A 14699-nucleotide genomic window follows, 5' to 3' on the forward strand; every position below is an offset into this window, starting at 1 on the left:
TATCCATCACGTGGATAACGACACCCTCAGAACGCCATTCACGTGATATCAGCGGCTACACGAGAGTCCGCGGGCCGCTCACGAAGCACGGTCTCCGCCTCGCCGGTACCACGGCCGGATGTCGCCGGCGGGTCGGTGCACGTCGACGAGGAGCGCCGGGTCGACATCCCGACCCGGGCGCAACAGGCTGATGACCCCGGTCGACTCGAAGATGCCGTAGGCCACCTCGTCGACGTGCCGGAATCCGCGCTCGCGCAGGGCGGCCGCGACCTCGGACTGGCTCAGATGCGCGCGCCGCAGCCCCGCGTCGAGCAGCTGGCCGTCGGCGATGATGAGGATCGGCGCGGGCGTCAGCCACGCGTCGAAGCGCCGGATCGTTCGCAACCGGCCGACCACGACCTCCAGCACGAGCAGGGTGCCCAGGCCGACGACACCGGCCGCCAGCACCGGCGTGTTCCCGAGGATGACGCGGCCCGCCACGGCGCCCAGCATGAGCGTGACGACGAGGTCGAAGGTGGTCATGCGCGCCAGCACGCGAGCCCCGAACAGCCGCACCATGACCAGGAACGCCGCGTACATCCCCACGGCGGAGAGCACGACGTCCAGGGCTTGTTCGGCGGTGATTCCCAAGGTGGCGAGCATGCCCCGAAGAATGGCACCCGCGCGGCGCCGCGACCAGCGCTCAGGCTCCGGCGGGCGGGTCGAGCAGCACCTTCAGGCGCCCGGTCGCGGGCCGAAGGTGCAGTTCGAACGCCTCCTCGATGCGGTCGAGGGGAAAGCGGTGGGTGACCCCGACCTCGTACAGCGCGGGATGCGTGCGCAGATGCTCCAGGGCGTCGGTCAGATGAGGGCGCCACCGGCGGGCGGTGCCGGCCGAGAGCGTGGCGTTCTTGCGCAGGAACGCCCACATCGGGAAGACGACGTGCGACTCGGGCAGGCCGTAGGCCACGATGTGCCCGAACGTCGCCAGCACGCGGACGGCGGCATCGAGCACCTCCTGATCGTGGCCGATGGCGTCGACGACGAGGTCGTAGCCCGGCTCGGGCCGCTCGCCGGGCGTGGTGCCCGGCGCCCCCGGCGTCAGGCCGGTGGTCGCCGGCCGCGACCGCGCCCACTGCGCCGCGTCGCCGACGACGACCTCGTCGAGACCGAAGACGCCGGCCACGTCCGCGCGGTCGACCCGGTCGAGCCCCGTCACGTGCCACCCGCGGTCGTGCAGCAGATGCGTGAACAACAGCCCCTGGGGTCCGAGGCCGAGCACGAGGGCCCGGCCCGGCCGGCGGGCGGGCACCTGGTCGAGGGCGCTGAGCACCGTCGCCAGTGGCTGGGCGGTGATCGCCGCGGCGTCGTCGAGGTCGTCCGGCACCAGCGCCATGTTCGAGCCGGAGTTGACGACGTGCTCGAACAGGCCGGCGTGTCCACGCACCGCCCCGACGACCCGGGAACCCACCGGCAGCTGCGGGTCACGCGACTCCCGCACGATCCCGACGAGCTCGTGCATCGACGTGCCGACCCGCCCGAACATCGGCTCGCCGACCGCATCCCGCCCGAGGAACTTGGGGCTGTCGCTGCCGCACAGCGCCCCGAGCCGGTAGCTGACGACGACCTGACCGTCGCTCATGCCCGCCGGATCGGGCTCCGGGACCTGCACCATCTCGTACCGGCGCGGGGCCGGCTGCCGGAACGCCCACATCGCGTGCCTCCTCGAACGATCGCCGGATCGGGCGGACCCGAGGCCCGTCCCGCACCATCCACTCTGGCAGCCGCGCCGAGCCAGACGGGCCGAGCCAGACGGGCCGTTACGCCGGGGCGCTCGCTCAGCGCTCGGCGGCACCCACGATGAAGGCCTCCAGCTGCGTGCGGCCGAGGTCGTCGGGCCGCTGCTCCGGCGGGGACTTCATGAGGTACGCGGCCGGAGACAGCAGCGGCCCGCCGACACCCCGGTCGAGGGCGATCTTCGCGGCCCGGATCGCGTCGATGATGATGCCCGCCGAGTTCGGCGAATCCCACACCTCGAGCTTGTACTCCAGGTTGAGCGGCACGTCGCCGAAGGCGCGGCCCTCGAGCCGCACGTAGGCCCACTTGCGGTCGTCGAGCCAGCTCACGTAGTCGCTCGGGCCGATGTGCACGTTGCGCGCACCCAGGTCGTGACTGAGGTTGGAGGTGACCGCCTGCGTCTTGCTGATCTTCTTGGACTCCAGCCGCTCGCGCTCGAGCATGTTCTTGAAGTCCATGTTGCCGCCGACGTTGAGCTGGTACGTGCGGTCGAGCACGACGCCGCGCTCCTCGAACAGCCGCGCCAGCACCCGGTGCGTGATCGTCGCGCCGACCTGGCTCTTGATGTCGTCGCCGATGATCGGCACGCCCGCCGCCTCGAACTTCGCCGCCCACTCCGGGTCGCTGGCGATGAACACCGGCAGCGCGTTGACGAACGCCACCCCGGCGTCGATGCAGCACTGCGCGTAGAACTTGTCGGCGAGCTCGCTGCCGACCGGCAGGTAGGAGACGAGCACGTCGACCCGGGCCTCCTTGAGCGCGGCGACGACGTCGACCGGCTCCGCGTCGGACTCCGTGATTGTCTCGGCGTAGTACTTGCCGAGACCGTCGTGCGTGTGTCCGCGCTGCACCGGCACCCCGGTCGGCGGCACGTCGGCGATCTTGATCGTGTTGTTCTCCGAGGCGTTGATGGCCTCGGCGAGATCCATGCCCACCTTCTTGCCGTCGACGTCGAACGCGGCGACGAATTCGACGTCACGCACGTGATAGTCGCCGAAACGCACGTGCATGAGGCCTGGCACGCTCGCCTCGTCCGGCGTGTTCCGGTAGTACTCGACGCCCTGCACGAGCGAACTCGCGCAGTTGCCGACGCCGACGATGGCCACTCGAATCGAACCCATTGACCCCAAACCTCCGACGATGCCGGGGCGCGTCCCGCACCCCGTGGGCGGACATGCGATCGCCCACCCCAAGGGGCAAGGCTACAAAGCCGCTCTTTGTCAGTTCATCCGCCGTCAAGGCGTGGAATCGCGCCGCGGCTCAGCGCTCGTGCACCGTGATGTCGAAGGCGTACAGATCGGCCCGGTAGCAGTGGTCGCCGAACTCCACCGGCGTGCCGTCGGCGTCGTAGGCGTGCCGGGTCATCGTCAGCAGCGGCTGACCCTTCGGCACCTCGAGCAGGCGACGCTCGTGCGCGGTCGCCGGCCGGGCCCCGATGACCTGGTGGCCCACGACCGGTCGGATGCCGCGCCGGCGCAGCAGCGCGTACATGCTGTCGGCGGCCAGTTCCTCGGCGGTGAACGGCTCCTCCATCGGCGGGAGCCAGTTGGTCAGGATCGCCAGAGGCTGGTCGCCCGCGAGGCGCAGCCGCTCGAGGAAGATCAGTTCGCTGTCCTCGGGCAACTGCAGCGCGTGCGCGGCCCGTTCGTCGACGATCGACTCCAGCCGCAGCACCTGCGTCGCCGGCTTGCGACCCGAGCGCTGCAGGTCTTCGTGCAGACTGGTCAGTTCGTCGCGCCGGTGCACGACCTGGTTGGCGACCGTGGTGCCGATGCCGCGGCGACGCACCAGCAGGCCCCGCTCGACGAGCTCGGCGATCGCGCGGCGCACGGTGGGGCGCGACAGGTTGAGCCGCTCGGCGAGCGACAACTCGTTCTCGAACGGGTCACCCGGCTTGAGGGTGCCGTCCTCGATGGCAGCCGTCATCTGCTGCGCGAGCTGGTGATAGAGCGGCACGGGGCTCGTGCGGTCTATCTCCACGGCCAGATGGGCGATCATCTCCACAGAATAGGCGACGGGGGACAAAAGGTCGTCACGTTCGAATGTCCTTACAAAGTCTTGACAGTCGGGGCAGGGTGCGGTTGACTTGGGGTCAGAAGGCGGCCCGACCTGCGGGTTCACTACTCGCGCGGGGCCGCACACGGGCTCCCAGCCCCCGACGAGACACATCCGACGTTCTTTGCGAAAGGCACCGTTGCCATGGCCGACCAGGCGTCCCTCCCGACGTCAGCCACCGAGCCGACATCGACCCCACCTCGCGATCAGCACGTCGATGTCGTGACGATCGGGCGCATCGGGGTCGACGTCTACCCGCACCAGATCGGAGTCGGTCTGGAGGAGGTCGAGACGTTCGGCAAGTTCCTCGGCGGCTCGGCCACCAATGTCGCGGTCGCCGCCTCCCGGCTCGGCCACAGTGCCGCCGTCATCTCGCGCACCGGCGACGACCCCTTCGGGCGCTTCCTGCACGCCAGCCTGCGCGAGTTCGGTGTCGAGGACCGCTGGGTCACCCCGGTCGCCGATCTGCCGACGCCGGTGACGTTCTGCGAGATCTTTCCGCCCGACAACTTCCCGCTGTACTTCTACCGTTACCCGACGGCGCCCGACCTGCTCATCGAACCCGACGAGATCCCCACCGACCTCGTCTCCGAGGCGAAGGTCTTCTGGGCCACGCTCACCGGCCTGTCCGCCGAGCCGAGCCGCGCCGCCCACGTGGCGGCCCGGCAGGCCCGGGGTCGCAAGCCGATGACGATCATCGACCTCGACTACCGGCCGATGTTCTGGGACGACCCGAGCGAGGCCACCGCCGCCTGCGCCACCGCCCTCGAGCACTGCACCGTGGCCGTCGGTAACAAAGAAGAGTGTGCGGTTGCGGTCGGTGAGACCGAGTCGGAGCGCGCGGGTCGTGCCCTCCTCGAGCGCGGCATCGAGCTGGCGATCGTCAAGCAGGGCCCGAAGGGCGTGCTCGCGATGACTGCTGAGCAGACGCTGCAGGCGCCCCCGATCCTCGTCGACGTCGTCAACGGCCTCGGAGCCGGTGACGCCTTCGGCGGGAGCCTGTGCCACGGGCTCCTGGAGGGCCTGCCCCTGGAGGAGGTCGTCATGCTCGCCAACGCCGCCGGGGCGATCGTCGCCTCCCGGCTGGAGTGCTCCTCGGCGATGCCGGTCGAGACCGAGCTGCGTGACTTCCTCGCCGAGCGGGGGGTGCGGTGATGGCCGTCGACGCCGCGACGATCGCCGAACTGACGACCATTCGACGACGCGACCCCCAGGCGGTCGCGCAGGCCTGGCGCGCCCGTCGCCGGCGGCCGGTGCTCACCGACTCCGACCAGATCCTCATCGTGGCTGCCGACCACATGGCCCGCGGGGCCCTGGGTGTGCGCTCCGATCCGATGGCCATGGCGTCGCGGCCGGACGTGCTCGATCGGCTCGCCACCGCCTTGTCGCGGCCCGGCGTCGACGGCGTGCTCGGCACCCCGGACGTTCTCGAGGACCTGCTGCTCATGGGTCTGCTCGACGACAAGCTCGTCATCGGCTCGATGAACCGCGGCGGCCTGCAAGGCGCCTCGTTCGAGCTCGACGACCGGTTCACCGGGTACTCCGCCGACGACATCGCGGCGACCCGGCTCGACGGCGGCAAGATGCTGACCCGCGTGTGCCTCGCCGACGACCGCACGGCCCCGACCCTGGCGGCGTGTGCGCAGGCGGTCACCGAGCTCGCGCACGCCGGCGTGATGGCGATGGTCGAGCCGTTCTGGTCGGTGCGCGACGAGACCGGTCGGGTGCGCAACCTGCTCGACCCCGACTCCGTCATCAAGTCGGTGCAGGTCGCCTCCGGCCTCGGCAGCACCAGCGCGCACACGTGGCTGAAGCTGCCGGTCGTGCCTGAGATGGAGCGGGTTCTCGAGGCCACCACCCTGCCCACCCTCATGCTCGGCGGCGACCCCACCGGGTCGCCGCAGGAGACCTACGCCGAATGGGGTCGCGCGCTGCGGTGCCCGTCGGCCGCCGGCCTGGTCATCGGTCGCGCGCTCCTCTATCCGCCCAACTCCGACGTCGCGGCTGCGGTCGACACCGCCGCCGAGCTCGTGCACGGCTCCTCCACCAGCTGAAAGGTCATTGTCTATGAGCGACTGGCTCCGCCCGTTCGGCACCGAGGGCGACGCAGAGTATCCCGTGGCGATCCGGCCCGGCCGCCCCGGCTGGGCGCACACCGGTCTGCTCGTCGCGGACCTCTCGGACGGCGAAACCCGCACGATCGAGACCGGCGACGACGAGTACATGGTGCTCGTGCTCTCCGGAGGCGACGTGCGGGTGCAGTCCGGCGAGCACGAGGAGACGCTCGCGGGCCGCGCGAACGTCTTCGCCGTCCCGGCCGACTGCGCGTACGTGCCGCGCAACTCCACCCTCACCGTCACCAGCCTCGGAGGCGGTCGGGTCGCCTTCCCGTTCGCCCCCGCCAAGGCGGACGTGCCGTTCTCGGTGGTGCGCGCGGCCGACATTCCCGTCGAGCTGCGCGGCGCAGGCACGTGCTCGCGACAGGTGCAGAACTTCGGCACGCCGGGTTCGCTCGAGGCCAGCTCGCTCATCGCCTGCGAGGTCATTACCCCCGCCGGCAACTGGAGCTCCTACCCCCCGCACAAGCACGACGAGCACCGCGAGGGCGTGGAGAGCGAGCTGGAGGAGATCTACTACTTCGAGATCCAGACGGTCTCCGGGGCGCCGGAGCAGGCCGACGCGATGGGCTACCAGTGCGTGTACGGCACCGACGAGCGGCCCATCGACGTCAAGGCGCAGGTGCGCTCCGGCGACGTCGTGCTTGTACCGCACGGTTGGCACGGTCCGGCGATGGCCCCGCCTGGCTACGACATGTACTACCTCAACGTCATGGCCGGCCCGGGGCAGGAGCGGGTCTGGCTCATCTGCGACGACCCGGCCCACGGCTGGGTGCGCCAGACCTGGGAGTCGCAGGACGTCGACTCCCGCCTCCCGCTGAACCACTGATCACCATCTCTTGTATCGAACAACAAACACAAAGGACAACGACGTGACAGACACCGTCAACGCCACCCGCGTCACCCACCTCGTCAACGGCGCCGCGTGGGAGGGCTCGAGCGAACGCACCAGCGAGATCTTCAACCCGGCGACCGGCGAGGTCACCGGAGTGCTCGACCTGGCGAGCAAGGAGCTCGTCGACGAGGTCATCGGCAAGGCCGCGGTCGCCGCCCAGGAGTGGGGCCAGACCTCGATCGCCAAGCGCACGAAGATCCTGTTCAAGTTCCGCGAGCTGCTCGAGGCCAACAAGGGTGAGATCGCCAAGACGATCGTCGCCGAGCACGGCAAGACCTACGTCGACGCGGTCGGCGAGATCAACCGCGGCCTCGAGGTCGTCGAATTCGCCTGCGGCGTCGGCCAGATCGTCAAGGGCGGCTTCAACGAGAACGTCTCCACGAAGATCGACGCCTACTCGATCCTGCAGCCGCTGGGCGTCGTCGGCGTCATCAGCCCGTTCAACTTCCCGGCCATGGTGCCGCTGTGGTTCGTGCCGGTCGCGGTGGCCTGCGGCAACGCGGTCGTCATCAAGCCGAGCGAGAAGGACCCGTCGGCCACCAACGAGATCGCGGCCCTGTGGACGCAGGCCGGCCTGCCGGACGGCGTCATGAACGTCGTGCAGGGCGACAAGGAGGCGGTCGACGCGCTGCTGGACAACCCGCAGATCAAGTCGATCTCCTTCGTCGGCTCCACGCCGATCGCCAAGTACGTCTACGAGCGCGGCACCCAGAACGGCAAGCGCGTGCAGGCCCTCGGCGGCGCGAAGAACCACATGCTGGTGCTGCCCGACGCCGACCTCGACCTGGCCGCCGACGCCGCCGTCAACGCGGGCTTCGGCGCCGCCGGCGAGCGCTGCATGGCGATCTCGGTGCTGCTCGCCGTCGACTCGGTCGCCGACGAGCTCATCGGCAAGATCACCGAGCGCATGGCCACGCTGAAGACCGGCGAGGGCAACGGCGAGGGCGTCGACATGGGCCCGCTCGTCACCAAGGCGCACCTGGACAAGGTCACCGGCTACGTCGTCAAGGGCGTCGAAGAAGGCGCCCAGCTCGTCGTCGACGGCCGCGAGGGCGACTGGGTCGGCGGCAGCAAGGACGGCTTCTTCCTGCTGCCGACGCTGTTCGACAAGGTCGACCCGAAGATGTCGATCTACACCGACGAGATCTTCGGCCCGGTGCTCTCGGTCGTGCGCGTGAACTCGTACGAGGAGGGCATGCAGCTCATCAACGACAACCCGTTCGGCAACGGCGTGACGATCTTCACCAACGACGGCGGCGCCGCCCGGCGCTTCCAGAACGAGGTGCAGGTCGGCATGGTCGGCATCAACGTGCCGATCCCCACCCCGATGGCGTACTACTCGTTCGGCGGCTGGAAGAACAGCCTCTTCGGCGACACCCACGCCCACGGCATGGAGGGCGTGCACTTCTTCACCAAGACCAAGGCCGTCACCGCCCGCTGGCTCGACCCCAGCCACGGTGGCCTCAACCTCGGCTTCCCGCAGAACGACTGACCGTCGCCCGCAAGGGGCGTCCTCGCCGTGCGGGGACGCCCCTTGCGGCGTGTGCGGACGGTGCGACGGGACACCGTGCTCGGAGACGGGACACCGCCTGGTCGACGGGACACCGGCTGGTCGACGGGACACCGGCTGGTCGACGGGACACCGGCTGGTCGACGGGACACCGCCGATCGCAGGTGTTCAGTCGAGAAACCGGCGTTCAGTCGCGCGACCGGTGTTCAGTCGACGAATCGGGCTCCGGTCCGTCACGAGACGCGCGTGAGCGCCCAGCTGCGCTCACGCGGCGGGGATGCCCGCGGCGTTTTCGCGCCAGCGGACGCACCGCGGCGTGCTCCGCGGTGAAACGGTGCGGGGACGCGCCGAGCGCAGCGGTTCCCGGCTTCCCGGTCCCGGCTGATCCGCACGGGAGCCTGTGCCAACTCACCGGACCGCTTGGCTTCCGCGACGTCACGTCTGCGGAGCCGGTTCCGCGGCAGCCCGGCGGTCTCGTCTCAGCCGTCGAAACACACGATCCAGCAGGCGACCTCGGGGCCTGGTCGGGGTGAGCCGCCCGGCCCGCCCGAACCGCCCGGCGCGCCCACCGCCCGAACCGCCCGGCCCGCCCGGCCCTCCCGGAGACAGCGCCACACGTGGGCGCCGCACACGTCGGCGTCCGGGAAACGTGACGAGGCCCGGCCCACGAGGTGGACAGGGCCTCCCGGCGGCGCCGCGCCGGCGGAGGGGTGGGGGGCGCGGGGCCGCGGACCGCGGGCTCAGGCCTGCGGTAGCCCCTGCACGAACCGCAGGTTGATCGCGGCGGCGTCCTTGGGGTGCTTGTGTGTCGTGTCCTGCTCGAGCACGTACCAGCCGTCGTAGCCGCGGCGCTCCAGGTCGGCGACGATGTCGGCGATCGGCACGAGACCGTCTCCGAGCTCGGGGAAGATGATGGCCCGCAGGGCGTCGCCGAAGCTCCACTCCTGCTCCTTGGCCTGCGCGAGCACGTCGGGGTCGACATCCTTGAGGTGCACGTGGGCCACGCGGTCGCCGTAGTCGGGCAGGAAGTCGAGGGCGTCGCCGCCGCCGCCGTACTTGAGGTGACCCACGTCGAGGCACCAGCCGACCTTGGCGGGATCGGATTCGTCGAGGAAGCGCTTGGTCTCCGCGGCGGTCTCGACGTACGTGCCGACGTGGTTATGCAGCACGACCTTCATGCCCATCGGCTCGAGCAGGTCGGCGAGGTGGGCCAGCCCGTCGGCGAGGTTCTTCCACTGCTCGTCGGTCAGTCCGCGGGATTCGTCGACGTGCCCGGCCTCGGCGTCGCGCCGCTCGTCGCCCAGCTCGGCGGCCACCAGGATCGATCCGCCGGCGGCCTTGACGCGCTCGGCCACGGCGAGGGCCGCGGCGTCGGCCTCGTCCCACGCCTCCCGGTCGCGGTAGCCCAGGCGCACGAACGCCCCGACCATGGCCAGCCCGCGCTTGGCCATCTCCTCACGCACGACGGCCGGGTCGTCGGGCATGCCCGGGCCCCACTCGGTCGCCGAGTATCCGGCCTCGACCATCTCGTCCATCATCTGGCCGTGCGGAGTGTACGGACGGAAGTCCGGAATGTCTCCGTTGTTCCAGTTGCAGGGGGCGGTGGCGATCTTCATCGGGGCGGCTCCTTCGGCGCGCAGACGCTTTGTCTAATGTCACAACATTCTGTCATGGGTCGGTGCGTTGCGGGGAGTCCTTGCGCCATACCGTCGAGGCCAGACGCAGGATCCGGTCGGATACGGACCTAGGTCCCACGTCCCATCGAGGCTCAAATGACTTATTGACAGGACATTTGCTGCCTCACTAGTGTCGAGAGCGCATCCCCTGTCAACGCTGACACGAACCGGTGGTCGACACCCCGGAGAAGGACGACTCATGGCTGAGGACAAGTCCCGCAACCCCGACCCGCGCTACAACAAGCTGGCGATCGGCGTCTGCCCGGACCAGTGGGGCGTGTGGTTCCCGGAGGACCCCAAGCAGATCCCCTGGAACACCGCCCTCGACGAGATGGCCCAGGCCGGTCTCTCGATCATGGAGACGGGCCCGTTCGGCTACTTCCCGACCGACCCGGCGCGCCTGAAGGAGGAGATGGACGCCCGCGGCTTCCGGGTCGTGGCCGGCACCGGCTGGGGCATCCTGCACAAGGAAGAGGCCTGGGCCGACACCGAGAAGACCTTCCGGGCGATCGGCGAGACCCACGCCGCCGTCGGCGCCGAGTACGTCGTGCACCTGCCCCCGCTGTTCCGCGACGACAAGACCTGGGAGTACACCGACGACCGCGTGCTCACCCCCGCCGCCTGGGACCTCTACATCAGCAACGCCGACAAGCTCGGCCGCATGATGAAGGAGGACTACGGCCTGAAGATGGTGCTGCACCCGCACGGCGACAGCCACATCGAGACCCGCGAGGACATCGACCGCATTTTCGGCGCCACCGACCCGAACTACGTCGGCTTCTGCCTCGACACCGGGCACATCGTCTACGGCCAGACCGACCCGATCGACCTCATCCGCGACTACCCCGAGCGCATCGACTACGTGCACATCAAGGCGATGGACCCGGGCCTGGTCAAGCAGGCGCACGACGACGACTGGCCGTTCGGGCTCGCGGTCGCCAAGGGTTGCTCGGTCGCCCCGCCCGACGGCGAGCCGAAGATGCCGGGTCTCATCGAGGCGCTCGCCGACCTCGACAAGGAGCTCTACGTCATCACCGAGCAGGACATGTACCCCTGCGACCCGAGCTACCCGCTGCCCAACGCCATCAAGACGCGCGAGTACCTGGCCGAGTGCGGCCTCGGCGTCAAGTGACCGACGCGAGTTGAGGAGACGACACACATGACTTTGCGTATCGGCATGATCGGCCCCGGCGGCATGGGTCAGGCACACATCGACCGGATCAACACCGTCATCGCGGGCGGCCAGCTCGTCGCGATAAGCGACATCGCCCCCGACAACGTGGCGACCGTCTCGGCCAAGTACGGCGTCACCGGCTACAACTCCAGCGCGGAACTGATCGGCGACCCCCAGGTCGACGCCGTGATGATCTGCAGCTACGGCCCCGCGCACAAGGACGACGTCATCGCGTGCATCGAGGCCGGCAAGCCGGTCTTCTGCGAGAAGCCACTGACCCCCACGGCCGCCGAGGCCATCGAGATCATGGAGGCGGAGCAGAATGCGGGCCGCAAGCTCGTCACCGTCGGCTTCATGCGCCGCTTCGACGAGTCCTACCAGCAGATGAAGGCGATCCTCGACTCCGGTGAGGTCGGCGAGACGCTCATCATCCACAACCGGCACCGCAACCCCACCGTGCCGCAGCACTACACGTGGGACATGGCGATCAACGACACGGCGATCCACGAGATCGACACGATGCGCTGGCTGACCGGCGAGGAGATCGTCGCGGTGCGGGTCGACAAGCCGAAGAAGACGACCCACCGCTTCGAGCACCTGCAGGACCCGCTGATCCTCATCATGGAGACGCAGTCCGGCATCTGGATCGACGACGAGGTCTTCGTCAACAACCAGCACGCCTACGACATCCAGTGCGAGGCCGTCGCGGAGACGGGCACGATCCGCCTCTCCGACCAGCACAAGATCGAGCGCACCGGCACCGTCGGCCGCTCGAATGTGTTGACCATGGACCACAACCAACGGTTCTGGGGCGCCTTCGTCACCGAGGTGCGGCAGTGGATCCACGCGGCGGCCGCCGGCGAGCACACCGGCTCCAGCAGCTGGGACGGGTACGCGGCCGCGGTCGTCTGCGACGCCGGGGTGCAGGCGCTGACCGCCGACGGCAAGGTCGCCGTCGAGCTGATCGACAAGCCCGCGTTCTACGCCTGACCTGCAGAACTGCGCCCGGCCGGGCCCACCCCCGCCGGAGGGGCCCCGCCGCGACGCACCACCGTCAAACACGGGCCCGTGCCGAGCCCGAGCAACGATCAGAAGGACGGCCATGAGCAAGGACCTCGGCGTCGGAGTCATCAGCCTCGGCTGGATGGGACGCCTGCACACCCGCGGCTACAAGCAGGTCGCCGAGCGCTATCCCGAGCTCGACGTGCGGCTGCGGCTCGTGTCCGCCGCCGACCCCGTGCAGCGCAACCTCGACGACGCCACCCGCTCGCTGGGTTTCGAGCGGGCCACCGCCGACTACCGCGAGCTGCTCGCCGACCCCGAGGTCGACGTCGTCTCGATCTGCGGCCCCAACTACCTGCACCAGGAGATGGCGCTCGCGGCCGTGCAGGCCGGCAAGCCGTTCTGGATCGAGAAACCGATGGGCGTCTCCGCGGCGCAGTCCAAGGAGATCACCCAGGCTGCGGAGGCGGCCGGGCTCGTCACCGCCTCCGGGTTCAACTACCGGCACACCCCGGCCGTCGAGCACGCGCGCGACCTCATTCGCGGCGGCCGGTTGGGGCGCATCACCAACGTGCGCTGCTGGCTCATCGCCGACTACGCCTCCTCGCCGCAGGGCCCGCTGACGTGGCGGTACAGCAAGGAGCTCGCGGGCTCGGGCGTCTTCGGCGACCTGCTCTCGCACGGCTTCGACCTCGCCCAGTACCTCGTCGGCCGCATCGCCTCGGTCTCGGCGATGTCGGGAACGTTCATCCCCGAGCGTCCCAAGGCCTTGGAACAAGGCATCGGGCACGCCGCGGTCGCGGTCACCCAGGAGACCTACCCCGTGGAGAACGAGGACTACGGCGCCGTGCTCGCCCGCTTCGACAGCGGCGTGCTCGGCACCTTCGAGACGAGCCGGGTCGCGGTCGGGCCACGCGCCGAGTACGTCATCGAGGTCTACGGCACGCAGGGAAGTGTGCGCTGGAACTACGAGTACATGAACCACCTCGACGTGCTCATCGCGGCCGACAACGCGCACCACCACGGCTACACCCGTGTCATGGCCGACGCCACCCACGGCGACTTCGGCCGCTTCCAGCCAGGCCCCGGCCAGGGCATGAGCTTCGACGACCAGAAGACGATCGAGGCCAAGCTGTTCCTGGAGTCGGTGCTCACCGGCGAGCAGCTGGCCCCCTCGGCCGCCGACGCGTGGGCGGCTGCCGAGTGCGACGAGGCCGCGGTGGCCTCCGCCGCCGACGGCGCGTGGCACGACGTGCCGACCGTGCCGGGCCGCACCACCTACGACCGCTAGCCGACCCGCCTCCCGCACCGACGCGAAAGCAGGAACCGACACATGGTGAAGATCCTCCTCGACCCCTCGATGTACCACCCGCAGCTGTCTGTCGCAGACGAGTGCTACAAGGCGGCCGAGCTCGAGTACGAGTACATCGAGCTGTCGCCGCGCGCCGACTTCCACGAGTGGCACCACTACCCGAAGGTCGACGACGCCCAGATCGCGCAGGTCAAGAAGGCCATGGCCGACTCCGGCGTGAAGATCTGGACCTTCAACCCCGTGTACAACTGGTCCGCGCCCGACGAGCAGGACCGCGAGCACGCGGTGCGCTGCATCCGGCGGCTGCTGCAGATCGCGAACGAGCTCGAGGTGCCGCTCATCGCCACCGAGTTCTCCGGCGACCCCAACCAGCCGCTACGCAGCGAGGCGGCCTTCTATAAGTCGATCGAAGAGTTGATCCCCGACTTCGAGAAGCACGGCATCGAGTGCACGATCGAGGCCCACCCCTACGACTTCGTCGAGACCAACGACCGCGCCGTTCAGATCGTCCGCGGCGTCAACAAGGGGTGGCTGAACTACGAGTTCTGCCTGCCGCACATGTTCCACCTCGGCCAGGGCAGCACCGACGCCGTGTCGATGATGAAGTACGCCGGCGAGCGCCTCAAGCACGTGCACATCGCCGACGTCTACAACCACGTGGCCAACGTCGGCAACCGCTACATCGTCAACCCGCCCGGCGTCGACGCCCGCATCCACCAGCACAACGAGATCGGCAACGGCGAGGTCCCGTGGGACGACGTCTTCGGCTACCTGCGCGAGATCTCCTACGACGGGCCGGTCTCGGTCTGCGTGTTCGGGTGGGAAGAGGAGATGGACGCGATCCACGTGCGCATGCGTGAGCGGATCGAAGCCGAGCTCGGTCAGTGACGGGCCGGCGTCTCGGGCCGGTGTGACGGGCCCGCGTCGGGATGCCGAATCGTTACCGCTCGACCACCCACGTCCCTTCTTCTCCCGAACGATCGTCCTGCTCGCTCTCAGGTTGAAAACCGTTCAATAGCAGCGGATTTCGGCCCCGACTGAGCCTCCCAGCGGCACGCTCGCGGTGCCCGGGCGGGGTCGTGGGGCGACTCTGCGGCTCCCGCAGTACCGGATTGCCCAGTACGGTGATCGACCACGGGCGTCCGCGAACGGGCTGCGCGCCCGGACCCATCGACTCCGATC

General features: G+C 69.5%; 13 protein-coding genes. 8 read left to right on the forward strand and 5 right to left on the reverse strand.

Annotation, left to right across the window (positions count from 1 at the left end):
• Positions 1-78 precede the first annotated feature (78 nt).
• The 4 genes from PINTE_RS05820 to PINTE_RS05835 all read right to left on the reverse strand — a co-directional run bounded on the left by PINTE_RS05820 (position 79) and on the right by PINTE_RS05835 (position 3774).
• Entirely contained in the window at positions 79-642 is a 564-nt protein-coding gene (locus PINTE_RS05820) for a DUF421 domain-containing protein (protein WP_068427429.1), read from the reverse strand.
• Between the two features lie 40 nt (positions 643-682).
• On the reverse strand, positions 683-1693 hold the full coding sequence (locus PINTE_RS05825; protein WP_068427430.1) for a zinc-binding dehydrogenase: 1011 nt from the start codon (positions 1691-1693) through the stop codon (positions 683-685).
• 124 nt (positions 1694-1817) lie between these two features.
• Positions 1818-2897 (reverse strand): inositol-3-phosphate synthase, encoded by a 1080-nt coding sequence (locus PINTE_RS05830; RefSeq protein WP_068427432.1) that lies wholly within the window; start codon positions 2895-2897, stop codon positions 1818-1820.
• Between the two features lie 139 nt (positions 2898-3036).
• On the reverse strand, positions 3037-3774 hold the full coding sequence (locus PINTE_RS05835; RefSeq protein ID WP_068427497.1) for a GntR family transcriptional regulator: 738 nt from the start codon (positions 3772-3774) through the stop codon (positions 3037-3039).
• A 201-nt stretch (positions 3775-3975) separates the two neighbouring features.
• Between PINTE_RS05835 and iolC the strand changes: the two genes are divergently transcribed.
• From iolC to PINTE_RS05855, 4 genes are read left to right on the forward strand one after another with little or no spacing between them, the layout of a single operon-like run.
• Positions 3976-4986: a 5-dehydro-2-deoxygluconokinase gene (gene iolC, locus PINTE_RS05840; RefSeq protein WP_084343287.1), complete on the forward strand. Its 1011-nt coding sequence runs from the start codon at positions 3976-3978 to the stop codon at positions 4984-4986.
• A complete protein-coding gene (locus PINTE_RS05845; protein WP_068427434.1) occupies positions 4986-5885 on the forward strand; it encodes a Cgl0159 family (beta/alpha)8-fold protein in 900 nt (299 codons plus the stop codon). Before iolC ends, PINTE_RS05845 begins: the two co-directional genes overlap by 1 nt.
• 13 nt (positions 5886-5898) lie before the next feature.
• Complete coding sequence (gene iolB / locus PINTE_RS05850) at positions 5899-6777, forward strand: 5-deoxy-glucuronate isomerase (RefSeq protein ID WP_068427439.1); 879 nt, start codon at positions 5899-5901, stop codon at positions 6775-6777.
• 43 nt (positions 6778-6820) lie between these two features.
• Positions 6821-8335, forward strand: a complete 1515-nt coding sequence (locus tag PINTE_RS05855; protein ID WP_068427440.1) for a CoA-acylating methylmalonate-semialdehyde dehydrogenase — start codon at positions 6821-6823, stop codon at positions 8333-8335.
• 758 nt (positions 8336-9093) lie between these two features.
• Here the strand turns inward: PINTE_RS05855 and PINTE_RS05860 are convergent.
• Positions 9094-9969 (reverse strand): TIM barrel protein, encoded by an 876-nt coding sequence (locus tag PINTE_RS05860; protein WP_068427442.1) that lies wholly within the window; start codon positions 9967-9969, stop codon positions 9094-9096.
• Positions 9970-10228: 259 nt separating this feature from the next.
• Between PINTE_RS05860 and PINTE_RS05865 the strand changes: the two genes are divergently transcribed.
• From PINTE_RS05865 to PINTE_RS05880, 4 genes are all read left to right on the forward strand, one after another.
• Positions 10229-11161, forward strand: coding sequence for a TIM barrel protein (locus PINTE_RS05865; protein ID WP_068427448.1), 933 nt, complete (start codon positions 10229-10231; stop codon positions 11159-11161).
• Positions 11162-11188: 27 nt separating this feature from the next.
• Positions 11189-12193 (forward strand): Gfo/Idh/MocA family protein, encoded by a 1005-nt coding sequence (locus PINTE_RS05870; protein WP_068427453.1) that lies wholly within the window; start codon positions 11189-11191, stop codon positions 12191-12193.
• Between the two features lie 112 nt (positions 12194-12305).
• Entirely contained in the window at positions 12306-13496 is a 1191-nt protein-coding gene (locus PINTE_RS05875; protein WP_068427455.1) for a Gfo/Idh/MocA family protein, read from the forward strand.
• Between the two features lie 42 nt (positions 13497-13538).
• On the forward strand, positions 13539-14405 hold the full coding sequence (locus PINTE_RS05880) for a sugar phosphate isomerase/epimerase family protein (RefSeq protein WP_068427460.1): 867 nt from the start codon (positions 13539-13541) through the stop codon (positions 14403-14405).
• Positions 14406-14699 lie beyond the last annotated feature (294 nt).

The organism is Piscicoccus intestinalis NBRC 104926, from assembly GCF_001515525.1.
In the GTDB taxonomy this organism is placed as follows: domain Bacteria; phylum Actinomycetota; class Actinomycetes; order Actinomycetales; family Dermatophilaceae; genus Kineosphaera; species Kineosphaera intestinalis.

Excerpts from the sequence above, each read along its gene's own strand:
- PINTE_RS05845 (WP_068427434.1), top strand. The coding sequence starts at position 4,986 with ATGGCCGTCGACGCCGCGACGATCGCCGAACTGACGACCATTCGACGA.
- PINTE_RS05870 (WP_068427453.1), top strand. The coding sequence starts at position 11,189 with ATGACTTTGCGTATCGGCATGATCGGCCCCGGCGGCATGGGTCAGGCA.
- PINTE_RS05865 (WP_068427448.1), top strand. The coding sequence starts at position 10,229 with ATGGCTGAGGACAAGTCCCGCAACCCCGACCCGCGCTACAACAAGCTG.
- iolB (WP_068427439.1), top strand. The coding sequence starts at position 5,899 with ATGAGCGACTGGCTCCGCCCGTTCGGCACCGAGGGCGACGCAGAGTAT.
- PINTE_RS05835 (WP_068427497.1), bottom strand. The coding sequence starts at position 3,774 with ATGATCGCCCATCTGGCCGTGGAGATAGACCGCACGAGCCCCGTGCCG.
- PINTE_RS05825 (WP_068427430.1), bottom strand. The coding sequence starts at position 1,693 with ATGTGGGCGTTCCGGCAGCCGGCCCCGCGCCGGTACGAGATGGTGCAG.
- PINTE_RS05875 (WP_068427455.1), top strand. The coding sequence starts at position 12,306 with ATGAGCAAGGACCTCGGCGTCGGAGTCATCAGCCTCGGCTGGATGGGA.
- PINTE_RS05880 (WP_068427460.1), top strand. The coding sequence starts at position 13,539 with ATGGTGAAGATCCTCCTCGACCCCTCGATGTACCACCCGCAGCTGTCT.
- iolC (WP_084343287.1), top strand. The coding sequence starts at position 3,976 with ATGGCCGACCAGGCGTCCCTCCCGACGTCAGCCACCGAGCCGACATCG.
- PINTE_RS05820 (WP_068427429.1), bottom strand. The coding sequence starts at position 642 with ATGCTCGCCACCTTGGGAATCACCGCCGAACAAGCCCTGGACGTCGTG.
- PINTE_RS05830 (WP_068427432.1), bottom strand. The coding sequence starts at position 2,897 with ATGGGTTCGATTCGAGTGGCCATCGTCGGCGTCGGCAACTGCGCGAGT.
- PINTE_RS05860 (WP_068427442.1), bottom strand. The coding sequence starts at position 9,969 with ATGAAGATCGCCACCGCCCCCTGCAACTGGAACAACGGAGACATTCCG.